Annotated in this window: 27 protein-coding genes; 15 read left to right on the forward strand and 12 right to left on the reverse strand. The window is 67.0% G+C overall.

Annotated features, from left to right (window positions below):
• Positions 1-486: ureidoglycolate lyase (locus DKT77_RS18145; protein WP_109810119.1), on the reverse strand; the 486-nt coding region annotated here is incomplete at its 3' end.
• Positions 483-1,898, reverse strand: a complete 1,416-nt coding sequence (gene puuE / locus DKT77_RS18150; protein WP_109810120.1) for an allantoinase PuuE — start codon at positions 1,896-1,898, stop codon at positions 483-485. The genes DKT77_RS18145 and puuE, both read right to left, overlap by 4 nt.
• Positions 1,899-2,055: 157 nt before the next feature.
• Between puuE and uraH the strand changes: the two genes are divergently transcribed.
• Positions 2,056-2,409 carry a hydroxyisourate hydrolase gene (gene uraH / locus DKT77_RS18155; RefSeq protein ID WP_109813072.1) on the forward strand — a complete coding sequence of 118 codons (354 nt, stop codon included), beginning with the start codon at positions 2,056-2,058 and terminating at the stop codon, positions 2,407-2,409.
• On the opposite strand, the gene DKT77_RS18160 is transcribed toward uraH, so the two are convergent.
• Positions 2,394-3,311: a LysR family transcriptional regulator gene (locus DKT77_RS18160; RefSeq protein ID WP_109813073.1), complete on the reverse strand. Its 918-nt coding sequence runs from the start codon at positions 3,309-3,311 to the stop codon at positions 2,394-2,396. The two genes, uraH and DKT77_RS18160, sit on opposite strands and share 16 nt — an antisense overlap.
• 101 nt (positions 3,312-3,412) lie before the next feature.
• Here DKT77_RS18160 and DKT77_RS18165 point away from each other — a divergent pair, with 101 nt between their 5' ends.
• The gene (locus DKT77_RS18165; RefSeq protein WP_109813074.1) at positions 3,413-4,645 is read left to right on the forward strand and encodes a urate hydroxylase PuuD; all 1,233 of its coding nucleotides are present in this window, start codon (positions 3,413-3,415) and stop codon (positions 4,643-4,645) included.
• Between the two features lie 14 nt (positions 4,646-4,659).
• On the opposite strand, the gene DKT77_RS18170 is transcribed toward DKT77_RS18165, so the two are convergent.
• Positions 4,660-5,484: a bifunctional allantoicase/(S)-ureidoglycine aminohydrolase gene (locus DKT77_RS18170; RefSeq protein ID WP_109813075.1), complete on the reverse strand. Its 825-nt coding sequence runs from the start codon at positions 5,482-5,484 to the stop codon at positions 4,660-4,662.
• Positions 5,485-5,686: 202 nt separating this feature from the next.
• On the opposite strand from DKT77_RS18170, the gene DKT77_RS18175 reads away from it, so the two are divergent.
• Together DKT77_RS18175 and DKT77_RS18180 are read left to right on the forward strand one after the other, a co-directional pair.
• Positions 5,687-6,520, forward strand: coding sequence for a thymidylate synthase (locus tag DKT77_RS18175; protein ID WP_109813076.1), 834 nt, complete (start codon positions 5,687-5,689; stop codon positions 6,518-6,520).
• Between the two features lie 3 nt (positions 6,521-6,523).
• Positions 6,524-7,003, forward strand: coding sequence for a dihydrofolate reductase (locus tag DKT77_RS18180; RefSeq protein ID WP_109813077.1), 480 nt, complete (start codon positions 6,524-6,526; stop codon positions 7,001-7,003).
• A 21-nt stretch (positions 7,004-7,024) separates the two neighbouring features.
• Here the strand turns inward: DKT77_RS18180 and DKT77_RS18185 are convergent, their stop codons facing one another.
• The 4 genes from DKT77_RS18185 to DKT77_RS18200 all read right to left on the reverse strand — a co-directional run bounded on the left by DKT77_RS18185 (position 7,025) and on the right by DKT77_RS18200 (position 11,007).
• Positions 7,025-7,876, reverse strand: a complete 852-nt coding sequence (locus DKT77_RS18185) for an ABC transporter permease (protein ID WP_109813078.1) — start codon at positions 7,874-7,876, stop codon at positions 7,025-7,027.
• A gap of 10 nt (positions 7,877-7,886) precedes the next feature.
• Entirely contained in the window at positions 7,887-8,747 is an 861-nt protein-coding gene (locus tag DKT77_RS18190) for an ABC transporter permease (protein WP_109813079.1), read from the reverse strand.
• Positions 8,744-9,862 (reverse strand): ABC transporter ATP-binding protein, encoded by a 1,119-nt coding sequence (locus tag DKT77_RS18195; RefSeq protein ID WP_109813080.1) that lies wholly within the window; start codon positions 9,860-9,862, stop codon positions 8,744-8,746. The genes DKT77_RS18190 and DKT77_RS18195 overlap by 4 nt, the downstream gene beginning before the upstream one ends.
• Before the next feature lie 71 nt (positions 9,863-9,933).
• A complete protein-coding gene (locus tag DKT77_RS18200; protein WP_109813081.1) occupies positions 9,934-11,007 on the reverse strand; it encodes an extracellular solute-binding protein in 1,074 nt (357 codons plus the stop codon).
• Positions 11,008-11,186: 179 nt separating this feature from the next.
• On the opposite strand from DKT77_RS18200, the gene DKT77_RS18205 reads away from it, so the two are divergent.
• Positions 11,187-11,561 carry a GFA family protein gene (locus DKT77_RS18205; protein WP_109813082.1) on the forward strand — a complete coding sequence of 125 codons (375 nt, stop codon included), beginning with the start codon at positions 11,187-11,189 and terminating at the stop codon, positions 11,559-11,561.
• Between the two features lie 99 nt (positions 11,562-11,660).
• Here the strand turns inward: DKT77_RS18205 and DKT77_RS18210 are convergent, their stop codons facing one another.
• A complete protein-coding gene (locus DKT77_RS18210; protein ID WP_109813083.1) occupies positions 11,661-12,011 on the reverse strand; it encodes a hypothetical protein in 351 nt (116 codons plus the stop codon).
• 92 nt (positions 12,012-12,103) lie between these two features.
• Entirely contained in the window at positions 12,104-13,141 is a 1,038-nt protein-coding gene (locus DKT77_RS18215) for a DUF2333 family protein (RefSeq protein ID WP_238548001.1), read from the reverse strand.
• 158 nt (positions 13,142-13,299) lie between these two features.
• Here DKT77_RS18215 and DKT77_RS18220 point away from each other — a divergent pair, with 158 nt between their 5' ends.
• The 10 genes from DKT77_RS18220 (at position 13,300) to DKT77_RS18265 (ending at position 21,954) form a co-directional block, all read left to right on the forward strand.
• Complete coding sequence (locus tag DKT77_RS18220) at positions 13,300-13,809, forward strand: sigma-70 family RNA polymerase sigma factor (protein ID WP_238548002.1); 510 nt, start codon at positions 13,300-13,302, stop codon at positions 13,807-13,809.
• 33 nt (positions 13,810-13,842) lie between these two features.
• Positions 13,843-14,613 (forward strand): anti-sigma factor family protein, encoded by a 771-nt coding sequence (locus tag DKT77_RS18225; protein WP_109813085.1) that lies wholly within the window; start codon positions 13,843-13,845, stop codon positions 14,611-14,613.
• Positions 14,614-14,928: 315 nt separating this feature from the next.
• Positions 14,929-15,531 (forward strand): Na+/H+ antiporter subunit E, encoded by a 603-nt coding sequence (locus DKT77_RS18230; RefSeq protein WP_238548003.1) that lies wholly within the window; start codon positions 14,929-14,931, stop codon positions 15,529-15,531.
• Positions 15,528-15,785 (forward strand): MrpF/PhaF family protein, encoded by a 258-nt coding sequence (locus DKT77_RS18235; RefSeq protein WP_109813087.1) that lies wholly within the window; start codon positions 15,528-15,530, stop codon positions 15,783-15,785. The genes DKT77_RS18230 and DKT77_RS18235 overlap by 4 nt, the downstream gene beginning before the upstream one ends.
• On the forward strand, positions 15,782-16,099 hold the full coding sequence (locus tag DKT77_RS18240) for a cation:proton antiporter (RefSeq protein ID WP_109813088.1): 318 nt from the start codon (positions 15,782-15,784) through the stop codon (positions 16,097-16,099). Before DKT77_RS18235 ends, DKT77_RS18240 begins: the two co-directional genes overlap by 4 nt.
• Entirely contained in the window at positions 16,086-16,991 is a 906-nt protein-coding gene (locus tag DKT77_RS18245) for a hydrogenase subunit MbhD domain-containing protein (RefSeq protein WP_109813089.1), read from the forward strand. The genes DKT77_RS18240 and DKT77_RS18245 overlap by 14 nt, the downstream gene beginning before the upstream one ends.
• Positions 16,988-17,302 (forward strand): NADH-quinone oxidoreductase subunit K, encoded by a 315-nt coding sequence (locus DKT77_RS18250; protein WP_109813090.1) that lies wholly within the window; start codon positions 16,988-16,990, stop codon positions 17,300-17,302. Before DKT77_RS18245 ends, DKT77_RS18250 begins: the two co-directional genes overlap by 4 nt.
• Complete coding sequence (locus tag DKT77_RS18255) at positions 17,295-18,749, forward strand: complex I subunit 5 family protein (protein WP_109813091.1); 1,455 nt, start codon at positions 17,295-17,297, stop codon at positions 18,747-18,749. Before DKT77_RS18250 ends, DKT77_RS18255 begins: the two co-directional genes overlap by 8 nt.
• Positions 18,746-20,224 (forward strand): complex I subunit 5 family protein, encoded by a 1,479-nt coding sequence (locus DKT77_RS18260; protein ID WP_109813092.1) that lies wholly within the window; start codon positions 18,746-18,748, stop codon positions 20,222-20,224. Before DKT77_RS18255 ends, DKT77_RS18260 begins: the two co-directional genes overlap by 4 nt.
• A complete protein-coding gene (locus DKT77_RS18265; RefSeq protein ID WP_109813093.1) occupies positions 20,221-21,954 on the forward strand; it encodes a proton-conducting transporter transmembrane domain-containing protein in 1,734 nt (577 codons plus the stop codon). Before DKT77_RS18260 ends, DKT77_RS18265 begins: the two co-directional genes overlap by 4 nt.
• A gap of 19 nt (positions 21,955-21,973) precedes the next feature.
• On the opposite strand, the gene speB is transcribed toward DKT77_RS18265, so the two are convergent.
• Together speB and DKT77_RS18275 are read right to left on the reverse strand one after the other, a co-directional pair.
• Entirely contained in the window at positions 21,974-22,918 is a 945-nt protein-coding gene (gene speB, locus DKT77_RS18270) for an agmatinase (RefSeq protein WP_109813094.1), read from the reverse strand.
• Positions 22,915-23,538: a TetR/AcrR family transcriptional regulator gene (locus DKT77_RS18275; RefSeq protein ID WP_109813095.1), complete on the reverse strand. Its 624-nt coding sequence runs from the start codon at positions 23,536-23,538 to the stop codon at positions 22,915-22,917. The genes speB and DKT77_RS18275 overlap by 4 nt, the downstream gene beginning before the upstream one ends.
• Between the last annotated feature and the right edge of the window lie 80 nt (positions 23,539-23,618).

A 23,618-nucleotide genomic window follows, 5' to 3' on the forward strand; every position in this document is an offset into this window, starting at 1 on the left:
GGTTTGTGTGATGGTGTAGGGGGGGTTGATGTCGTGTTCTTGCAGGTTCGCTCCGGGGCCGATGCGGTCGATGACGGCGAACAGGCCCGGGGGGTGCAGCGGGGTCAGCACGCCGTGCCAGGTGCCGCGGCGCAGGTTGATGCCCTGGCCGGGGGCCGTCACGAAGGCCAGCGGGCGGCCCGGCACCCCGCCGTCGTCGGGCGCGACCACCACAAGGAACGGCTCGGGCCCCATCGGCACGAAGGCCTGGCTGCCCTCCGGGTGCCGCTCCAGCAGGTCGAGTTCCAGCGGCAGCGTGCGCGGCACGGCCTGGAACAGGCTGATCCCCGCCCGCCCGTCGCCGAAATCCAGCCCCGCCCGGTCGTGGAACCGCCCGCACAGCCCGCGATTGATGATCCGGTCCGGCGCCCCCGCCGCCTCCAGCACCTCGCCGAAGGGCGCGAACCCGGCCTGCGTCAGCGGCTGTGCGGCGATCGTCCGGCTCATCGCGCCAGCAGGTCCCGCACCCGCAGCGCCGCGATCCGTTCCACCTGGCGGCAGGCCTCGGCGAACTCGGCCTCCGGCGCGTTGCCCAGCCGCCGCTCGAACGCGCGCAGGATCCCCGCCTTGTCGTGGTCGCGCACCGCGATGATGAACGGAAAGCCGAACCGGTCCGTGTAGGCCGCGTTCAGCCGCGTGAACGACGCCCGCTCCGTGTCGGTCAGCGCATCCAGCCCCGCCCCCGCCTGTTCCGCCGCGCTGTCCGCCGTCAGCCGCCGCGCCGCCGCCAGCTTGCCCGCGAGGTCGGGATGCGCGCGCAGCACCTCCAGCCGCTCCGCCTCCGATCCGCCGCGGAACGCCCGCACCAGCGCCGAGGACAGCCCCGTCGCCGTGTCATGCGCCGGGCCGAGTTCCAGCGCGAAGGCCCGCTCCGCCACCCAGGGCGAATGTTCGAACACGCCGCCGAAGGCCGCCACGAACCCGGCCCGGTCCATCCGCGACGGGCGCGTTCCGGCCGCCGCGGGCGGATGGGTCGCCGCCCAGTGATCCGCGATCTGCTCGCGCGTGGCGAACCACACCCCGTCATGGCCGCGCACGTGATCGAGGAACCGGCGCAGCGCAACCGCCCGCCCCGGACGCCCGGCAAGACGGCAGTGCAGCCCCACCGACATCATCTTCGGCGCGCCCGCCACCCCTTCGGCGTAAAGACAATCGAAACTGTCGCGCAGGTAGGTGAAGAACTGCTCGCCCGAATTGAAGCCCTGCGGCGTGGCGAAGCGCATGTCGTTCGCGTCCAGCGTGTAGGGCACGACCAGCTGCGCGCGCCCGCCCGCCTCGATCCAGTAGGGCAGATCGTCGGCGTAGCTGTCCGCGACATAGGCGAAGCCGCCCGTCTGCGCGGCCAGCTCCACCGTCTGCATCGAACAGCGCCCGGTGTACCAGCCGCGCGGGGCTGCGCCCGTGACCTCGGTGTGCAGGCGGATCGCCTCGGCCATGTCGGCGGCCTCCTGCGCCGGGTCCATGTCCTTGTACTCGATCCATTTCAGCCCGTGGCTGGCGATCTCCCAGCCCGCCGCCTGCATCGCCGCAACCTGTTCGGGGCCGCGCGCCAGCGCCGTGGCCACGCCGAACACCGTGACCGGAAGGTCCGCCATCATCCGGTGCAGCCGCCAGAACCCGGCCCGCGCGCCGTATTCGTAGATCGATTCCATGTTCCAGTGCCGCTGGCCCGGCCAGGCCGCCGCGCCCACGATCTCCGACAGAAACGCCTCCGACGCCGCGTCCCCGTGCAGAACGCAGTTCTCGCCCCCCTCCTCGTAGTTCAAAACGATCTGAACCGCGATCCGCGCACCCCCAGGCCAGCAAGGATCCGGAACCAAAGGCCCATGACCACAAAAATCACGAGGGTAACGAGACATAAAGAAAATCCTCCGGAAGATGGGGCGTAACGTTACCCTTAATCCAGAACAATCCCGAAGTTTTTCAAAAAGAAATTGAAGGACTGTCGTGCCCGTGCCGCTTTGCCCCATGACCTAGATCCGGCCTATAAGGCAGCAGGCGAAAAGGAGCGGCCCCATGACCGGTTATCTGACGACCCATGTGCTCGACACGGCGCGCGGCTGCCCCGCGGCCGGACTGCGGATCGAGCTTTTCCGCATGGAAGGCGACACTCGAAGCTTGCTGGCCACGCGTGTCACCAATGACGACGGGCGCACCGACACTCCGATCCTGCCGCAGGACACCTTCGCTACCGGCAGCTACGAGCTTGTGTTTCATGTCGGCGCCTATCTCGACGCGACGGGCATTCCGCCGGAGATGCCGCGCTTCCTGGACATCGTGCCGCTGCGCTTCGGAATGTCCGAGGCGGCGCATTACCACGTGCCGCTGTTGCTGTCGCCGTTCGGCTATTCGACCTATCGGGGCAGCTGAGCGCGCAGTTCCGCGCCGATCCGGTCGATCACGAAATCCATGAACAGCCGCGTCTTGGGGTCCTGCCGCCGTCGGTGGGTGAACAGGCACGCCATTTGCACCGGCTCGGGCGGGGTGTCCACGGCCACCGGCACAAGGCGCCGGGCGGCCAGATGCTCGGCCACCTCGAACACCGGCTTGAGCGCGATGCCATTTCCTGCAAGCGCCCAGTCGGTCAGCACATCCCCGTCATCGGATTCGAACCGCCCCGTGACCGCAAAGCGGCGCGGCCCGTCGGGCGTGAGCAGCCGCCACTGGAACTCCGTCGCTCCCGGAAATCGCAGATTCAGGCAGTCATGCCCGTCCGCGATCAGGTCGGCTCCGTCGCGCGGCATCCCGCGCGAGGCGACATAGGACGGCGCAGCACACAGCACCCGGTCCACATCGGCGATCTTGCGGATGCGCAGCGTGCTGTCCTCGGGCTGGCCCAGGAAGAACGCAAGATCCAGCCCTTCGGTCGTCAGGTCCACCTTCCGGTCGGTCAGCCTCAAGCGGATGCTGACATCGGGGTAATGCTGCAGGAAGGCGGTGACTTGCGGCGCGATCAGGCGGCGCCCGACCCCCAGCGGAGCGGCGACGAATAGCGATCCGCGCGGGTTCTCGGTGATGTCGACGACCTGCGCCTCGGCCGCATCGACCGCGTCCAGAATTTCGCAGGCTCCGCCATAGAATGCCTTGCCCTGCTGCGTTGCAGTCAGGCTGCGCGTGGTGCGCTGGAACAGCCGCACGCCAAGATGCTCTTCAAGCTGCGAGATGCGCGAGGACGTGACCGCTGGCGAAATGCGCAGGTCGCGCCCGGCGGCGGACATGCTGCCCAATTCGTAGACGCGCACGAAGGTCCGGATGTTGTCCAGATATGACATCTTCTTGGTATTTTTGATGCTCCTTGGTAATTTGCGTCGATAGCAGAACATTCCACGGTCGCATAGGGTGCTCAGGACCTTCGACAATTGGGGAGAGTGCAATGTACGACCTGGCCATCATCTGGGACTGGATCGCCTTCGGCGTGCGTTGGCTGCATGTCGTCACAGCCATGGCGTGGATCGGCGCGTCGTTCTACTTCATCGCGCTGGATCTTGGCTTGCGGAAGGCTCCGGGCGCGCCGGTCGGCGTGCATGGCGAGGAATGGCAGGTGCATGGAGGCGGCTTCTACCACATCCAGAAGTACCTCGTCGCGCCGGAGCACATGCCCGAGCACCTGATCTGGCACAAATGGCAAAGTTACGTGACCTGGCTCTCGGGTGCCGCGCTTCTGATGATCGTCTACTGGGTGGGCGGAGAGCTGTTCCTGCTCGATCCGACCAAGGCGGATCTTGCGCTGTGGCAGGGCATCTTGATATCGGGCGGATCGCTGACCATCGGCTGGCTGTGCTACGACGCGCTTTGCAAGTCACGGCTGGGCGATACGCCGACGGTGCTGATGCTGTTGCTGTTCGCTCTGCTGGTGGTCATGTCCTGGGGCTATGCGCAGATCTTCACGGGACGCGCCGCGCTGCTGCACCTCGGTGCCTTCACCGCGACGATCATGACGGCGAACGTGTTCTTCATCATCATGCCGAACCAGCGCATCGTCGTGGCTGACCTGAAGGCGGGGCGCGTTCCGGATGCGAAGTATGGCAAGATCGCAAAGCTGCGGTCCACCCACAACAATTACCTGACGCTGCCGGTGATCTTTCTGATGCTGAGCAACCATTACCCGCTGGCCTTCGGCACGCAGTACGCCTGGATCATCGCGAGCCTCGTGTTCCTGACCGGCGTGACGATCCGACATTATTTCAACACGATGCACGCCAGTGGCAAGGGGCCGAACTGGACCTGGGCGGCGACGGCGATCCTTATGGTGGTGATCGCGTGGCTGTCGAGCTACCCGGCGATGGACAGCATCGAAGAGGCCGAGGCCCGCACGCTGACCGATTACGAACAGCGCCTAGTCGCCGCCGACGGATTCGAGGACGCTTATTACGCCGTGCTGGGCAATTGTTCGATGTGCCACGCGCGTGAACCGGTCTGGGCGGGCCTGCGATGGCCGCCGAAAGGTATGGTGCTGGAAACCGAGGGGGACGTGGCCCGGCACGCGCGGCAGGTCTATCTGCAGGCAGGGGCGAGCCACGCCATGCCCCCGCCCAACGCCGTGCAAATGGACCCCGAGGCGCGCGCGCAGATCGTCGCGTGGTTCCGCGCAACGCAGGGGGGCTGACGCCTGCTGAAGGTTCAGCGGCGCGGCAGCGCCATGTGCCGGTTCACGTCCTTGTAGAGCAGGTAGCGGAACGGCCCCGGGCCGCCGGCATAACACGCCTGCGGGCAGAACGCGCGTAGCCACATGAAATCGCCGGCCTCGACTTCCACCCAGTCGGTGTTCAGCCGATAGACCGCCTTGCCTTCCAGCACATAGAGCCCGTGTTCCATGACATGGGTTTCGAGGAACGGGATGACGGCACCCGGTTGAAGCGTCACGATGGTCACGTGCATGTCGTGGCGCAGGTCGGTCGGATCGACGAACCGGGTGGTCGCCCAGCGGCCTTCGGTGTCAGGCATCACCGACGGCGCGATGTCCTGTTCGTTGGTCACGATCACATCGGGCTGCGGCAGGCCCTGCACTGGCTCGTAGGCCTTGCGGATCCAGTGGAAGCGCAACGCCCTATCGCTCTCGTTGCGCAGCGTCCAGTCAGCCCCGGCGGGCAGATAGGCGTAGCCTCCCGGCGCCATGACATGCGTGGCGCCTTCGACTCGCAGCGTCGCAGACCCTTCCACCACGAACAGCACGCCCTGCGCGCCCGCGTCGGTTTCGGGGCGATCCGATCCGCCTCCGGGCGCTACTTCCATGATGTATTGCGAAAACGTTTCGGCAAAGCCGCTCATGGGGCGGGCCAAAACCCATAGACGGGTCCCTTCCCAGAAGGGAAGGAAGCTGGTGACGATGTCCTGCATCGTGCCTTTCGGGATCACGGCGAAGGCGGTCGTGAACATCGCGCGATCGGTCAGAAGCTGGGTCTGGCCGGGGTGGCCGCCGGTCGGGGCGAAATAGCTTTCGGGCATGGGGTTTCCTTCTGCGAAAGTGATACCGGCCAGAAGGCGCACGGTCGACCTGGCAACACCAGTGACATTCGTCCGACAGCACCTTTCGGGATGTTTTGACAATCCCCGCCGCCACCGCCCGGGGCGCGAGTTCCGGCTTGGCGGCGGCGGCGCGGCCCCGTATCACGGGGAACAGCGACGCAGACAAGCGAAAGGCGTGCCCGTGCAGCAGTACCACGATGCCCTGAGAACAGTCCTTTCCGAGGGCGTGGAAACCAGCGACAGGACGGGCACCGGCACGATCGCTTACTTCGGGCTGCAACAGCGTTACCGGCTGGCGGACGGCTTTCCGCTGGTGACGACCAAGAAGCTGCATCTGCGCTCGATAATCCATGAGCTTCTGTGGTTCCTCGCGGGGGATACCAATATCGCTTACCTCAAGGCCAACGGCGTTCGGATCTGGGACGAATGGGCCGACGCCAACGGCGATCTCGGCCCTGTCTACGGCAAGCAGTGGCGCAGCTTTTCTGCGCTGGAACCGGCGGGGCAGGGGCCAGACGGGGCGCCGATCTTCCTGTCGCGCGGTGTCGACCAGGTCGCCGACCTTGTCCGTGCGATCCGCGACACGCCCGACAGCCGCCGCCTGATCGTGTCTGCATGGAACCCCGGAGAGGTGCCGCAGATGGCGCTGCCGCCCTGCCATACCCTATGGCAGGTGCGCATCCTCGGCGGCAAGCTGCACCTGCAGCTCTACCAGCGCTCGGCTGACATGTTCCTCGGCGTTCCGTTCAACATCGCGTCCTACGCGCTGCTTCTGGTGATGCTAGCTCATGTCACTGGCTATGAACCGGGGGATTTCGTGCACAGCATCGGGGATGCGCACATCTATTCCAACCATATGGACCAGGTCCGCACCCAGCTTGCGCGCAGCCCCAAGCCGCTGCCGCAGCTTCGGATCATTCGGCAGGTGCCGTCGATCTTCGACTTCACCTACGAGGATTTCGAGGTGACGGGCTATGATCCCGATCCTGCGATCCGCGCCGAAGTCGCGGTCTGACCGGTGCTGAGCGTCATCGTCGCCCGCGCTCGCAACGGCGCCATCGGCAAGGAAAACACGATCCCTTGGTCCGCGCCCGAGGACCTGGCCTTCTTCCAGCGCGAAACCACGGGCGGCGCGCTGATCATGGGCCGCAACACCTGGGACAGCCTTCCGGTGAGACCGCTCAAGGGGCGTTTGAACCTGGTCGTGTCGGGAACGATGCCCGCGTCCGAAACGGTTTGCCGCAGCGTGGCCGAGGCGATCGCGCGGGCCGAGGCGCAGGGCTATCGGCGGCTTTACGGGATCGGTGGCGCGCGGATCTACCGGGACACTCTGGCGCTGGCGGACCGGCTGCTCATCACCGAGGTGGATCTGGAAGTTGCCGACGCCGACGCGCTGTTCCCGGCTGTGGACGACGCGGACTGGCGCTGCGTCGGCAGCGTGCTTCTGCGCCACGCTGACCCGAGCTGCAAGTTGCACGAATACCTGCGAAGAAACTGACGCCGGGCCTTGCCGCGCGGCTCAGGCCCTGCGTTGGAAGGCGATCATCAAAAGCGCCAGAAGGCTGGATCCAACCATCAACAGCAGCGACACCGCGTTCAGCAGGGGGGTGGACCCTTCCTTCAGCCGGTCGAACATCGCGATGGTCAATGGTGCGTCTGACCCCACCAGCATCAGCGTGGTGTTGAAGTTCTCGAAACTCATCAGAAAGCCGACCACGAAGGCCCCGACCAGCGCCGGCATCAGATAAGGGATCGTCACGGTGCGCACCGCCGTGAGCCGGTTCGCACCGAGGTTCAGTGCTGCCTCTTCCAGCGTCCGGTCGAACTTTTGCAGCCGTGCAGCGATGACAAGCGTCGTGATCGTCGTGATGAACGAGAACTGCCCAAGCACCACCAGCAGCAGGCCGGGGCGAAGGGCCTGGATGTCCCACTGCGCTAGGTCCCACGCGGTGTTGGCGACCCGCGATGAGAACACAAGGATCGAGATGCCCAGCACAATGCCCGGCACCACGAGCGGCAGCAGCATCAGAACGTAAAGCAGGCCCTTGCCGCGGAATTCGTACCGGTTGAACAGGAACGCGTTGCAGGTTCCGACCGCGACCGACAGCGCGGCGACGCACAGGCCCACGAAACCCGAGGTGCCAAGCGCGCGCAGGATCGGCCGTTCGTGGAAGACGCCGATCATCGGGCGTTCGGCGCCGAAGAACCAGGCCAGCGTGAACCCCTCCCAGGGAAGCGACGGGAACTGGCTGTCGTTGAAGGCGAACGCCGCCACTACGGTCAGCGGCAGGGCAAGGTAGACGAAGAACAGCACGACATAGGCGGTGTAAGCTGCCCGGAGCGCGCCGTTGCGGGGAATGCTGGGGATCATCGCGCCGCCCTCATCCCATCGTCTCCCGAAGCGTCTGCCCGGTCAGCCGCAGCGTGCCCCAAACGATGACCGAGGAAAGAAGCAGCAGAACGAAGCCAAAGGCGGCGCCCAGCTCCCAATTGAAGCGCAGGATGAACTGGGAATAGATCAGTTCCGTGAACCAGAGGCTGTCCTTGCCGCCCAGCATGATCGGCGTCAGATAGTTGCCGAGGCTGAGCATGAACACGACGATGCAGCCCGACACGATGCCGGGCATGGCATGGGGGATCACGATTTCGCGCAGGATCGACGGTGCGGAACCACCGAGGTCGTAACCAGCCTCGATCACCGCGTCGTCAAGACTGTCGAGCGTCGTGATCAGCGGCACGACCATGAACAGCATGGACGTATAGACCAGCCCGACCATGATCGCCGCGTCGTTGTAGAGAAGTTCCACGGGGCCAGCGGCCAATCCGGCCCATTGCAGCAACGACGATACGAGGCCGGTTTCGCGCAGCAGGATCATCCAGCCGAAGGTGCGCACCAGCTCCGACACCCAGAACGGCACGAGGCACAGCAGGAACAGCACGCTCCGGGTGCGCCCGCGCGCAAGCTTGGCGATGTAGTAGGCGACCGGAAAGCCGATCAGCAGCGTCAGCGCCGTGGCCAGAACCGACATGATCGCGGTGCGGGCGAAGGTCATCAGGTACAGAGGTTCGTCCAGAAAGGTGCCGTAGTTGGCGAAGCTGGTAGTGTATTGCCCTACCCCGATCCGTTCGCGCAGCGACACGAGGAACAGGTCTATGTGCGGGATCACGATCAGCAACGTCAGCCACAGCGCCGCCGGCGCCAGCAGCAGCACGAAGCCAAGCCGCGCGGAGGTGCCGGTCATTCCGCCGCCGCCGCCGCGAAGGCGCCGGCCTGCGCGTCGGTCCAGCCGATCCAGACATCGTCGCCGCGCGCCAGTCCGGCGAAGGCGCCCGATTGAGGCAGGGCGACTTCGATCTCGGTGTCCGCACCCGCGCCTTCGGGCCGGACCCGCACCCGGCTGGCCGCGCCGTTGAACAGCAGCGTGCTGACCTCGCCGCGGAGCATGTTGGCACATCCCTCCAGCGCGGCGGCGTCCCGAGCGGGGTGGATGGCCTCGGGCCGCACGAATACCTCGGCGCGGTCGCCCGCCGCAATGGCGCGCCCGTTGCGTGCCGCGCGCAGCGTCAGCCCGCCATCGGTTTGCAGTTCCAGCGACTCGCCGTCCACCCGCGTGACGCGGCCGCGCCAGCGGTTGCTGTCACCGACAAAGCCCGCAACGAAGGGCGTCTGCGGGCGGTAATACAGGTCTTGCGCGCTGCCGATCTGTTCGAACCGGCCGCGGTTCATCACCGCCACGGCATCGGACATGACCAGTGCCTCGCTCTGGTCGTGGGTGATATATACGAAGGTGGTGCCGAACGCGGCCTGGAGCGCCTTGAGTTCCACCTTCATGTGTTCGCGCAGCTTCAGGTCCAGTGCGCCCAGCGGTTCGTCCAGAAGAAGAACGTCCGGGTCGAGCACCATGCAACGCGCAATCGCCACGCGCTGTTTCTGCCCGCCCGAAAGCTCGTCGACGCGTCGCGTGCCGATCTCGGGCAGCCCGATCCGCTCAAGCACATCGCCGACCTTGCGCGCAATCTCCGGTTTCGAGGTTCCGCGCCGTCGCAGGCCATAGCCTATATTCTCAGCCACGTTCATCATCGGGAACAGGGCAAGATGCTGGAATACCATGTTCACAGGGCGCTTGTTGGGCGGCACCGACAGGACTGACCGGCCGCGGATCAGGATGTCGCCGCCGCTGGGTTCGAGGAATCCCGCCACCATGCGCATGATCGTCGTCTTGCCGCAGCCCGACGGGCCGAGAATGGAAAAGAACGACCCGGACGGCACAGAGAAACCGACGCCGTCCACGGCGGGCGGCGCATCGGGCGCGAACCGCTTGGTCAGCGCGCGGCATTCGAGATCAGGGGCGGTCATGTCGTGTGTCCTTGTAGAACGGCGAAGGCCCCCGCGGGCTTCGCGGGGGCCTTGCCGGCATCACGGGGCGATCAGTTGGCGGCTTTCACGCGGTCCAATACGCCGCCTTCGATCGCTTCGAGGCCTGCGGGTACCGGCGGATACCACTTGATGTTGTCCAGCGCCTCGGGCGTGAAGCTGGCCTGGTACTTGGCCTTCAGCGCATCGGGGGCGAATTCGTCAGCGCCCTTGGATGCGGTGAAGTTGCCCGCCACTTCGGTGATCATTGCGGCCACTTCGGGCTGCATCACGAAATTGATCCACGCGTACGCCGCGTCGTCGGCCTGCCCCTTGGCGGGCAAAACGAAGGTGTCCACCCAGCCGAGCGCGCCTGAGGCGGGCGCCACGAAGGTCACGTCCGGATTGTCCTCGTTCAGCTTCCAGCCGCCCGTGTCCCAGGCCATCGCTGCCACGACCTCGCCCGAGCGGACGAGGTTCATCAACTCGTCGCCTCCACCCCAATAGGTCTTCACGTTGGGTTTGCACTCGATGAGTTTGGACTCGACCTGCTCCAGGATCTCGGCATAGGCGGCCTCGTCGCCATAGGCAGCGAACGGGTCCATGCCCATCGCGAAGGCGAAACCGATCAGCGTTGGGCGACGCAGTCGGTAGGACACCTGGCCCGCGACTTCCGGCGCGCACAGATCGGTGTAATCGGCGACCATGCCGGCCTTGGCGGTATCGAGAACGAGGCCCGAGGTGCCCCAGACATGCGGCACACCGTAGACTTCACCGCCCACGGTGGTGTTGTCCTTGGTCGCTTCCAGCATGGAGGGAATGAATTGCGCCGCATCGATCCGCGACAGGTCCATCGGCTTGTAGATGCCGAACTCTTCCTGGGGGCCCGCGATGCGGTCCTGGCTGGGCTGGGCCAGATCGAAGCCGCCGCCGCCGGTCGCGCGCAGCTTGGCTATCATTTCCTCGTTGTTGGAAAGCGTGACTTCGACCGTGTGGCCGGTTTCCGCTTCGAACATCTCGATCACACCTTCAGGTGCGTAGCCGCCCCAGGTTAGCAAGCGCAGCGTGTCTGCGGCGGCGGGCTGGGCCAGCGCCAGCAGTGCGGTTGCTGCAACCGTCAGTTTCAAATGTTTCGGTGCCGTCGTCATTTCGTCATCCCCGTTGTTCAGGCCTATCCCTAGCAGCCGATGCCACAGGAATGAAACGATTTTGCAACGCCCGGCATGATCGGGCAAGGGTGCTCGTGGCGCGGCGTTGACCGCTTGCATTCCAGGACCCGGGGGCATTTGCTGGAACAGCCGAAAACAAAAAGGCTGGTGGCGGGATCATGAACCGGGGACGATGCGAATGCGGGCGTGTGGTGTTCGAGGTTAGCGAACTGCGCAAGACGGTGACGGTGTGCCACTGCAGCCAGTGTCGCCGCACCAGCGGTCACCTGTGGGCATCGACCCATGCACCGCTGGATGCCGTGCGGTTTATCGAGGATGCGGGGCTGGTCTGGTATGCCTCGTCCGACCACGCGCGGCGCGGCTTCTGCCGAAACTGCGGATCAAGCCTATTCTACCAGGAGAACGGCGAGGGTGGGATCGGCATAGCGGCAGGTTGTCTTGACGACACAGAAGGCCTGCGGATCGGGAAGCACATCTTCGTCGCGGACAAGGGGGCGTATTACCCTGAGCCGGAGGGATCCGGCGCGGGCTGAGCGCGCTCCGTGCGGTCGGGACCGCGCCGACGCCGGGCGCGCAGGCACGGTCCCTGGTTTCCGCCGGCAGAAGGCACGGGCACCGGCGGAAGGGGTTGATCAGGCGGCGACGCGCGCGGCGTCGCTGGCCGGGGTCGCGATGTCCTCGCGCGGCTTCTGTGCGGCCGGGGCGCGCTCCAGCATCGCGATCACCTCGTCCGCGATGGCACGGTCGTCCGCGGCCCGCAGCATAAGGTCAGACACCGCGTCGAACAGCGCATCGCGGCGCACGCCGATCAGCGCGAGGCGCCGGTCGGACAGCCGGTCGAGCGATGCCATGATCGCAGCGATGTCGCGCTGGAAACGCCAGTCGGCATACCCCGCGCGCATCTTGTGCAGCGCCGACCCGCCGGTGGCTTCGGCCGCTTCGGTATGGGCGGGGCGGGCCTTCTTGAAGAGACGTGCAAGCATGGTCTTTCCTCCTGTCATGGGTGATGGTGTGTTTTGGGGGTTGGTGTTTCGGGTGGTTCGGGGCACGGACGCGGCACGGGGCCGTGCCCGGATCAGACGGCCAGCACGCTGACCACTTCCTCCAGTTGCAGGATCGCGCGTTTCATGTAGAAGCCCTGGATCGCAAGGTGATTGGCGAAGATAGACCGGTCCAGATCGCCGTTCAGCACCACGAGCGGGCGCAGTTGGGAACCCTGCTCGAGGCTGGCCATCGCCTGGGCCCAGACCGCTTCAAGGTTGCTGCCCCGGATCACCGGCGCGAAGTCCTCGCCGAAGGCTTTCAGCGTGACGGAATACGCATAAAGCATGCCCTTGTTCTGGTAGAACAGGTCATCCGCCTTTCGGCTGAAGACCCACCAGCCGTCGTTTTGCGCCCGGTCCAGCTGCGCCGTCTGCGAGCCCAGATCCGCCGACACCTGCCGAAGGGTTTCGGCCAGCGTGTCGGCGCGGCGTTCGAACACGGCCTGCCCGGATGCCAGCCGCGCGTTGTAGCTGTTCAGCGCGGCGACACCAGCGCGGTACTGGTGTTCCGACGGCACCGTCGGCATCCACGACCGCGACGGGTCGATCACCCAGATATCGGGCGGGAACTGCAGGAAGCCCGACGCGCGCTCCAGGTCCGGGTCGGCGCGGGACGACCCGCGCGTGCGCGATACCTGATCCAGCATCTCGAAGGTGAAGCGCCCTACGGCCTTCACGACGCCCATCTGGAAATTCGGCATGTTGTCGAGCACGGCGCTCGGCGCGAAGAATGGATCGTTCGGGGTCCAGCCGTTTGCATTGATCTCGCGGTCCAGAAGCGCGGCGGCGGTGGCGACGGCGACACTGCCACCCTGCGGCATCTGCGCCGACCGGAAGGCCGGATCGGCGTTGATATCGTGGGTCAGCGGCCCAAGCACGCCCCAGTTGACCACCGCGCCCAACACGCCAAGAGCGGCCATCGCGCGCAGCGCTTTGCGGCCGATGCGCGGAAAGCGGCGGCGGACGCGGCCGCCCGGCAGGCCGGATGCGGTATCGTGTACCTCTGCCGGCACCGCGACGGGCACAGGCAACTGGATCGGCGTGTCGGTCATCGCGGCAGCATCGGTCACGGCGGTCGGCCTCCTCATCGGGTGTTTTGCAAGAACAACGCGTGAAAGCCCGGCTTCATCCGAAAAATCGTGCAAATTGCGCAAAGAATTTTTTTCACTGGAGCAGGGATGAAACCCGGATGTCGCGCGTATGTATGCTTGAACAACAGGAGGACTGGATGGCATTGCGCGATGAGCTGGGCGCGAGAATTCATGATTACGTGACAAGCCTTCGGCGGTATGCGCTGGTGCTGACCCGCGACCGCGAGGCGGCCGAGGATCTGGTGCAGGACACGCTGACAAAGGCGATCGGCGCGGCCGAGCAATGGACGCCGGGTACCGACCTGCGCGTGTGGTTGTTCCGCATCCAGCACAACACGTTCATGAGCGACCGGCGCAAGCACAAGGTCAGGGAAGATGCCCGCCTGCAACTGCCCGACGCGGTGGAAGACAGCGACCCCACCACCCGGATCGAGTTGCAGCAGGTGCTTGATGCACTGGAAGAGCTGCCGGAAGCGCAGCGCCAGCCCATCGTGCTCGTTGCACTGGAAGAGATGAGCTACGCCGACGCGGCGCGTACGCTCGATCTGCCGCTGGGCACATTCTACTCCCGGCTGGGACGGGGTCGCGCGGCCCTGCGCAAGTTGATGGATGGCGTGAAGAGCTCACGGATCAAGCTGGTGGTTTGACAAGATTTTTCCGCAATGACGGAGGCGAGGGATATGGAACTGAACGCATATATTGACGGCGAGCTTGGGCCCGAAGAGGCTGCGCAACTCGAGGCCCGTCTTGAAGCCGATGAGGAGGAGCGCGCCGCGTTCCTTGCGCTGACCCGGCAGAAACGCACCTTGGCCAATGCGTTGCGGGAACTGGACACCGGTCCCGAAAGTCTGCGCACCGCCGGGCTTGAGCGGAAGCTCGCCCGCGCGTTGGAACGGTCCGAACTTGCGCGGCGGCGTGGTCTGGGAGGAGCCTGGATGCTGGCCGCGACCCGCACCGCAGCTGCATGCGCACTTGTGGCGGCCGGCTGGTGGGGACACGCCGTCTGGATTCCCGGCGGAAGCGGCGTGCCCGAGTACGTGTCCGAGGCGCTTGGCGCGCACCAGGTCTTCGCCGAGGACAAGATCCATCCCGCCGAATTCACCGGACCCGCCGTGGACAGTGCGGCGGAATGGTTTTCGCGGAAACTGGGGGTGAAGATTGCCGTGCCCGCGTTGGAAGAACGTGGAATGCAGCTGGTCGGCGCCCGCCTGCTTGGCACGAAGGAAGGCCCACTGGCCCAGTTCATCTACGAGGACGGGCTTGGCAAGCGGCTGTCCTTGACCGTGGCCAAACACCCCGAGGATCAGCCGGTTCAGGCGCTCAAGACCGTGGACTATCCCGGCCAGAAGGTCGGCTACTGGAGCAGCCTGAACCTTGACTATGCACTGGTCAGCCAGGACCGCGCTATCGATCTGCAGAACCTTGCGCTGGAGTTGTCAAAGGACATCTGACCACGCTGCGGCGTTTGACCGGCCCCTTGGCCCGTCTGCTCTTGCAGACGGGCCTTTTACATGGCGGGTCAGCGCATAATCCGAGCGCTTCACGCGGAGCCGTTTTGCGCCGACCCATCCCGTGTTTCTAAAAATCGACACAAATTCGGGATGAAACCGTGGCCCCGCGCGTTTGTCCTGTAAATGCCGTGCCGCGGGCAGGGCGCATCCAGGAACAGGGAGATTACGGGTCCGGGCCCCTCTGGCAACCGCACGGCAGCCGGTTGCGATGTCGGAACCATCGTTCATCGCCACATGGCTGCCGCAGGAGACCTGATGCTGGCCCGACAAGACTTCTCAATCCGCGCGTCCGGCGTTGCGCCCGTCCGTCCGTCCCCCGGGCGGGATCCGGCGCCGCAGTTGGCCGCCACCCCGCCGCCGCCGCGTTTCGGACGGGTACGCCGTGCGACCTTGACCGGCGCTTGGATCGCCGGTTTGTGGGCTGCGCTGCACGGTGTGGCGGAGCCTGCGAGCTGGGTCGTCGGCGTCCCTGCCGTGATCGCCGGCGGGTCCGTGGCCCTGCTTCTGCCGACCGACCCCCCGCCTCACCTTTCGCCGCGCGGCGCTTTGCGCTTCGCGGGCTTCGCTGTGCGGGGCGTGCTGCGCGGCGCGGTTGATGTCGCGCTGAGCGCGCTGCGCCCCACCGGTCTTGCACCGGGGCACGTGACGCTGCGCACACGGCTGCCCGAAGGTCGGCCGCGGCGCCTGTTCGCCATCGCCATCACCATGTTGCCCGGAACGCTGACCACGCGCCTGGAAGGCGACGTGCTGTCGGTGCACGCGCTGGACCTGAACGGCCCGGTGGAGGCGGAATTGCGCGCCCTTGAGGCGCGGATCGCCGGACTCTACGGGCTGACCCTTGAAGGAGAGACGGGATGATACTCCAGACCCTTGCCTGCCTGTCGCTGCTGGCCGCGCTCGCCGCGCTGCCCCGTCTGGTGCGTGGCCCCACCGCCGCCGACCGGATCATGGCACTGCAATTCGCCGGAACCGGTATCGTCGCCACGCTGGTCATCCTTGGGGCGGCCGAAGACGCAGCCGCATATTTCGACCTCGCGCTGGTGTTCGCCTGCCTTGCAGCGCTGATCGGCGTGGCGTTCGTCGCCCTGCGCCGCGGGATGATGCTGAAATGATGGTTTTGACCCTGTTGGGACACCTGCTGATTGCTGGCGGCGTCGTGCTGCTTCTGCTGGCGGCGCTTGGCTTGTGGCGCTTTCCCGACCTGCACACGCGCCTGCATGCGCTGACAAAGGCTGACACCGCCGGGGTCGCGCTGGTCGCACTGGGCGCCGGTTTGTTGTCGGGCAGCGCTGCGACGCTGGTCCCCCTCACGCTCTGCGCGGTTCTCGTGGCGATTTCCGGCGCGACGACCGGGCATTTGATCGCACGCTCCGCGCTGGACGAGGAGCACGCGTCATGGAGGAGCACGCGCCATGATAGTGTTTGACCTCATGCTGGCCGCCGCGATCCTTGTGGCGGGCTGGTCGGCGCTGTCGGCGCCGGACCGCACTGGCGCGATCGCGGGGTTCTTGGTCTTCGGGCTTCTGGTGGCGCTATCTTGGGTTCGGCTGGACGCGCCCGACGTGGCGCTGGCAGAAGCGGCGATCGGGTCCGGCTTGACCGGCGCGCTCATGCTGCGCGCAGCCGGTCGTATGGCCCCGCCCGCCGCCGATCGCGTACCGCGCGCTCAGCGGGCCGCAGCGGCGCTGCTGGCCTGCGGGCTTGCGGGCGGCCTCGCGGTCGCCGTGATGGACCTGCCGGGAGCCACAATCGTCTACGACCCGCTGGTGCGTGCGGACCTTGGACAGAGCGGGGTAAGCAACCCGGTGACGGCGGTGCTGCTGAACTTCCGCGCCTGGGACACGCTGCTGGAAATGGCAGTGCTTCTGGCTGCGCTGGTGCTGGTTGCCGCCCTCGGCCCCCGCGGAACACCGCGACCGGCGCGGCTTGGGCCGCTGTATACCCCGTTCCTGCGGATCATGGCGCCGCTGTCGGTGCTGGTAGCGGGGCATCTGCTGTGGCTGGGCGCAACCGCGCCGGGCGGTGCATTCCAGGCCGGGGCTGTGCTGTGCGGTGGGCTGCTGGCGCTGTATTTCGGCGGCGCGCTCAGGCCCGCGGCTGTGCCTGCCGGGCCGCTTTGGGCGCTATGCGCCGCTGGCGTCGCGGTCTTCGCGGCCGCGGCGCTTGCTGCGGAGGTGCTGACAGGCACGCTGCTGGCCTATCCCGACGGCGCCGACAAGATCTGGATCCTCGCCATCGAGGGCGGGCTGACCGTGTCGATCGGGGCCACACTTCTGCTTTTGTTCACCGGCCTGCGCCAGGGAGGCGCACGAGCATGACCCCTTTTCCGTTCCCTGACCTCACCCCGCAATTGATCTATCACTTGGCCGGTGCTGCACTGGTGGGAATCGCGCTCTATCGCGGGGCCACGAGCAGCGACCTGCTGACCCGCATCCTCGCGCTCAACGTGCTGTCGGTGGGCATCGCCGCAGTCTTCGTGGCGGCCGCAAATCGCGGCGCGGGCGCAGTCCCCGACCCGGTGCCGCATGCCTTCGTGCTGACCGGCATCGTGGTACTGGTCGCGGTTACCGCCGCGCTGTTGGCGTTGGCCGAACGGATCGATCTGACCGGAGCGAAAAGCGATGACTGACACTTCGCTGCTTGTACTGCTGCCGTTCCTCGCGGCCCTGGCAGCCACCATCCACGCGCGCGGCGCGGCAGGATGGGGGCTGGCAGGAACCGTGGCAAGCGCCGGGCTTGCCGCGCATCTGGCTCTGTCTGTCCATGCCTCCGGGCCCGCGAGCATCGCCATCGGCGGGTGGGCGGCACCGCTGGGCATAACACTGCGTGCCGACGGGCTGGCCGCGCTGATGATCGCCATGACCGCGCTTGTCGGGCTCGGCGTGTGTGTGCAGGCGCTGGCTGCCTGGGGACTGCGCCCCACTGCCGTGGAGGACCCGCGCCGCGCCCGGATGCGAATGGGCTTCTGGCCGCTTTGGCTGAGCACGCTGGCCGCACTGAACGGGCTTTACCTGTCGGGCGATCTGTTCAACCTGTACGTGACCTTCGAGATCCTCGGCCTCGCGGCGGTCGGACTTACGGCGCTGTCGGGCACCCGCCGCGCCCTGCGCGCTGCCTTCGACTACCTCGTGGCCGGACTTGCCGGAAGCCTTCTGCTTCTGCTGGGCGTCGCGCTGGCCTATGCCGCCGCGGGCCGGGTCGATCTCGGGGTGCTGCCGTTGTTGGCGGACAGCGCTGCGGGGCGCATCGCCATCGCGCTGATCGTCTCCGGCGTCGGGCTGAAGGCCGCGCTCTTCCCACTGCATTTCTGGATGCCAGCGGCCCATTCCAGCGCCGCGCCCGCCGCAAGCGCGATCCTGTCGGCGCTGGTTGTCAAGGGCGCGCTCTATCTCGCGCTGCGGCTGCTGCTGGAAGGCGGGCTTGTCGCCGACGCGCTGCGCTGGGGCCTTATCTGCCTTGGCGCCGGAGGGATGGCCTGGGGTTCGGTCTGCGCGCTGCGCGCAGACCGCCTGAAGCTGCTCGTGGCCTACTCGACCGTAGCGCAGATCGGTTTGATCATGTTGGCGATCTCGGTCGCGGGTGACCCACTGACCGGCACCGCTTGGCAGGCGGCGGCGCTGCTGATGCTCAGCCACGCGCTGGCCAAGGCGGCAATGTTCCTGGCCGTCGGGCGCATCGCCGAAGAGCTGGGCCATGACCGGATCTCAGGCCTGAACCGGTCCGACCTGCGCCCAGGCGCGGCGGAATTCGCCTTTGCCATTGCCGCGATCAGCCTGATCGGTCTGCCGCCCACCGCCGGGTTCGTCGGCAAGTGGGTACTGATCGACGGGCTGATCGGGCAGGGTGCGTGGCCGGTTGTGGCGCTGGTTCTGACCGGCACGGTGCTGAGCGTGGCCTACCTGTCGCGGGTCGTCTCGCGTTGCCTGCGCGGCGGGCCGCACATCGCGCCGGGCGCGCGCCGCCCCCCGTGGCGCGCGGGCGACGTCGCCGCCATCGGCCTTGCCTTCACGGCCCTGTTCATGGGCCTGCTTTCCGCCGCGCCGCTGGCGCTTTTGAACGGACCGTTGCTGTCATGATCGAGACTTGGCTTCCCGTGGCTATCCTAATGACCTCGCTGGGCGTCGCCCCGGTGATCCTTATGATACCCGACGGCGCGCGCACGCTGCGCACCACCGTCAACCTCGCGGCGGCCAGCGTGAAGGTCTGCCTTGTCGGCTGGCTTGCCTGGCAGGTTGCGCGCGGCACCGATTTCGAGGCCCGGTTGCCGGTGGCTCCTGGGCTCGACCTTGTGCTGCAGGCCGACGCGCTGTCCGTGCTGTTCCTCGCGCTGTCGGCGGTACTGTGGTTCCTGACCACGATCTACGCCGTCGGCTACCTGGAAGGCGGGACCGACCGCAGCCGCTTCTTCGGCTTCTTCAGCCTTTGCGTTGCTGCGACCGTCGGCATCGCGATGTCCGGCAACCTGTTTACCTTCCTGATCTTCTTCGAGGTGCTGACGCTGGCCACATGGCCACTCGTGGTGCATCGCGGCAGCGCCGAGGCGCATCGCGCTGGCCGCATCTACCTTGCATACACGCTGGGTGGAGGGCTGGCGCTGACGCTGGGCACGATCTGGCTTTATGCGCTGGCGGGCGACGTGACCTTCACGCCACAGGGTACGCTGGGCAATCTGCCCGCGGAACACCCGGTGACGCTTCGGATCATCTTCCTGCTTCTGATCGCGGGCGTCGGGGTGAAGGCGGCGCTGGTTCCGCTACACGGCTGGCTGCCGATCTCGATGGTCGCCCCTGCGCCGGTCAGCGCGCTGCTGCACGCGGTCGCGGTGGTCAAGGCGGGCGCCTTCGGGATCATGCGGATCGTCTACGACGTGTTCGGGGTGGAAACGACACAGGCGCTGGGTCTTGCCATGCCTCTGGCGGCGGCGGCCGCGGTCACGATCATCTGGGGCTCGCTGCGGGCGCTGACGCAAGACGACCTCAAGAAGCGCCTCGCCTATTCGACCGTCAGCCAAGTGTCCTACATCACGCTGGGTGTCGCGCTGATCTCGCCGGTGGCGGCAATCGGAGGGCTGGCCCACCTGATCCATCAGGGGATCATGAAGATCACGCTGTTCCTTGCCGCAGGTAATTTCGCCGAAGGGCAGGGCGTGAAAAAAGTCAGTCAGATGGACGGCATGGGCCGCCTGATGCCCGGTGCCACGCTGGCCTTCACGGTCGGCGCGCTGGGAATGATCGGGGTGCCGCCACTCGCTGGGTTCGTCAGCAAGTGGTACCTCGCCGCCGGAGGGCTGGATGCGCAGGCGCCGCTGGTGATTGCGCTGCTGGCCGGATCGTCGCTGATGAACGCTGCGTATTTCCTGCCGATCCTGCACCGTGCGTGGTTCCGCCCGCCGCCGGAGACGCCAGCCCCCCGCCTGCGCCGCATCGGCTGGATGCTGGCAGTGCCGCCGGCCATCACGGCCGGACTGATCCTTGCGGCCGGCCTTCTGGCCAATGCCCCATTCAGCCCGCTCGGCTGGACCCGATTCATCGTTTCGCTGGAATACATATGATCGAGCTTCCCCTCTTCCTCGTTCCGGGCGCACCGCTTGCCCTATTGATCCTGTTCGCGCTGCCTCAGGCCCGCGCCACTGCCCGCGCGCTGGTGCCGGTGGCCCCGCTGCCCGCTCTTCTGGCTGCGCTGGCCCCGGTGGCCCCTCCGCCGCTCGCGCTCGACTGGCTTCTGCTGGGCACCCGGCTTGCGCTCACCGAAACCGGCGCCACATTCCTAGCCTTTTCGGCGCTGCTGTGGGCGCTCGCGGGATGGGGCGCGGAGCGGCTACTGGTGCGCGATCCGGCCCGCGACCGTTTCAGCGTCTGCCTGCTGCTGGCCATGACCGGCAATCTGGGGCTGCTTGTGGCGCAGGACCTTGGCAGCTTCTACGCGTTTTTCGCAATGATGAGCCTCGCGTCCTGGGGGCTGGTGCTGCATGGTGGTGGCGCGGCACAGGTCTTCGCCGGGCGCATCTACATCGCCTTCGCCATTCTAGGCGAGGTGGCGCTGTTCGCCGGTCTGGCGATGGGTGCTTTCGCCACCGGCACCTACATGCTGGCCGACCTCGCGCAACCGGGGGTGCCGCCGCTGGCGCTGGCGCTGGTCGCGGTTGGCTTTTTGATCAAATTGGGGGCGGTGCCGCTGCACCTGTGGCTGCCGCTGGCACATTCCGCAGCACCCGCCCCTGCCAGCGCGGTGCTGTCGGGGGCGATGCTCAAGGCGGGGCTGTTCGGCCTGATGACGGTGCTGCCGCTTGGCGCTGTCGTTGCCCCCGAGGCCGGCGCTCTGCTGGCCGCGATGGCGGTGGCGGGCCTGCTGATCGCGCCGCTTCTGGGGCTTGTGCAGGGCGACCCGAAGGCCGTGCTGGCCTATTCCAGCATCGGCCAGATGAGCCTCATGGCGCTGGGTCTTGGCGTGGGGCTTGCCGCGCCCGAGGCATGGCCCGCCATCGCGGTCGCGCTGGTCCTGCTGGCTGCGCACCATGCCTTCGCCAAGGCGGCCTTGTTTCTCGGTGTGCCGGTCGTCTGGGCCACCGGGATCGGCTGGCCGCGTGCGCTGGTGCTGGGCGCTATGGCGCTGCCCGCCGCCGCGCTGATCGGCCTGCCGGGCACCAGTGGCGGGCTGGCCAAGGACGCGATCAAGACAGCGGTTGCGGTCGGACCGGGGGCCTGGGCGTTCTGGCTGGCCCCAGCGCTGTTCGCCGCCAGCCTCGGGACCGCGTGCCTCATGCTGCGCGCCTTCGCGCTGCTGGCCGCCGCGCCCATTCGGGCCGAAGTGCCGCGCGGCGTCGCTCTGCCCTTCGCCGTGGCGGTAGGCCTTGGAGTGGCTGGGCTGGCGCTTATCCCCGTACCGACGCACGCGGCGAAGGCTGCGGTTCCGTCGGACCTGCTGCCGCTCGCGATGGCCGCGGCGCTGGCGGCGCTGACGCTGGCTGCCGTGCGCCTCGCCCGTGTTCGGCTGGTGCCGCCCGCGCCCGGCGGGCTGCTGGCCGCGTTCGAACAGGTGCCCGTCCCTGCACCGGTGCTGGCGTTGCCCGCCCCCGAGCGGCGCGGCCGCGCGCTGGCCCCGCGGCGGCGGCGGCGACCGGACGGGCTGGCGCAGAGCGGCGGGCTTGCGATCCTCGGTATGGCGGCGGCGCTTGCTCTGGCCGCAGTGATGCTGCCCGAACCCGCCGGGTCGGCCAACCCGACGTCCGGCGCGCCAGCACCCGCCGCCGCGCCCGCACAGTCGCCCGCCGCCGGGGACTAGGCGGCCCGGCAGGCGGCGATCAGCCCGGCCGGGCGGTCAGCACGCAGAGCATCTCGAACAGCAGGTTGGCGCCGATCAGCGCCGTGTTGCCCGACGGATCATAGGGCGGCGAGACCTCCACGAGGTCGCCTCCCACGAGGTTCAGACCCGCCATTCCGCGCACGATCTCAAGCGCCTGCCAGGTCGACAGACCGCCCGGTTCGACCGTGCCCGTGCCCGGCGCGAAGGCCGGGTCAAGGCTGTCGATATCGAAGCTGAGATAGACCGGCGCATCGCCCACCCTATCGCGGACCCTTTTCATCAGCGGCGCGAGCGAGCGGTACCAGCATTCTTCCGCCTGCACGACGGTCCAGCCTCGCTCTCGGCCCCAGTCGAAGTCTTCGGGTGCATAACCGGTGCCGCGCAGCCCGATCTGAAACACCTTGTCATCGATCAGGCAACCGTCCTCCCAGGCGCGGCGGAACGGACAACCATGCGCCACGGTTTCGCCGAACATGGTGTCGTTGATGTCCGCATGGGCATCCACATGCACCAGCGCGACCGGCCCGTGCCGGTCCTTCATCGCACGCAGGATCGGCCATGTCAGCGTGTGGTCCCCGCCCATCGTCAGCGGCACCGCGCCCGACCCAAGAAGGCCGCTGAAATGCTGCGCGATGATGGCGACCGACTTCTTCAGGTCGAAGGTGTTGATCGGAACGTCCCCGACATCGGCCACCTGCAGCGTCTCGAACGGGGCGGCCCGCGTCGCCATGTTGAAGGGCCGCAGCATCCGGCTTTCGTCGCGGATCTGGCGCGGACCGAGTCGCGTTCCCGGCCGGTTCGAAGTGCCGATATCCATCGGGATGCCGACGAAACAGGCATCGAGCCCGTCCGCCCCGTCCTGCGCGGGCAGACGCATGAAGGTGGCCGGGCCGCCGAAACGCGGCATTTCGTTACCACCGAGCGGCTGGTTCAACTGTGTCATGATTGCTCCGTTGCGATCAGGCGGGCGAGGGGGCGGGTCTGGTCCGCCACGGCGGCGCGCAACTGCGCCAGCGTCATGGCGTCGTCCTTGACGAATTCGAGGAACATCATGTTCAGGTTGTTGAACACCAGTTGACCGATCGCCGCCGGGTCGATCTCGGGCCGGACCTCGCCGCGCGCTTGCAGGCGGACGATCAGGTCCGTCACCTGCGCCGCCAGCTTTCGGTCGAGCGCGCTGTAACGCAGGCCGTTAGGCGTTTCCGGCGCGTCGATCGACAGCGCCATGGCGGAGCGCCACATCTCCTTGCTGAGATATTCCAGCGAATGGTCGTAGTAGCTGTAGATCAGCGCAAGAAGCGCCTCGGCCACGCCGTGCGGCGGGTCCGCGACAAGCCGTCGGCCCATGCCCAGCACTTCCTCGACCTCCAGAGCCACGGTGGCTATCAGGATATCGCCCTTGGTGCGGTAGTAATTGTAGACCGTCCCGACCGACACATCAGCCCGGTCCGCCAGGTCCTCCAGCCGCACCGCGTGGTAGCCGCGCGCCTTGAACAGCGTCACGGCAGCCGACAGGATGCGCTTCTCGCGGTCCGCCTTCTGCCGATCTCTTAGGCCAGCCATCCCGTTCCCCGGTAAAAGTTTCGCATCCGTTCAAGTTTTATGTTGACTGCAAAATTGAACGCACTCAACTTTTTTCTGCA

This window comes from Meridianimarinicoccus roseus (genome assembly GCF_003172915.1).
GTDB classification, from domain to species: Bacteria; Pseudomonadota; Alphaproteobacteria; order Rhodobacterales; family Rhodobacteraceae; genus Meridianimarinicoccus; species Meridianimarinicoccus roseus.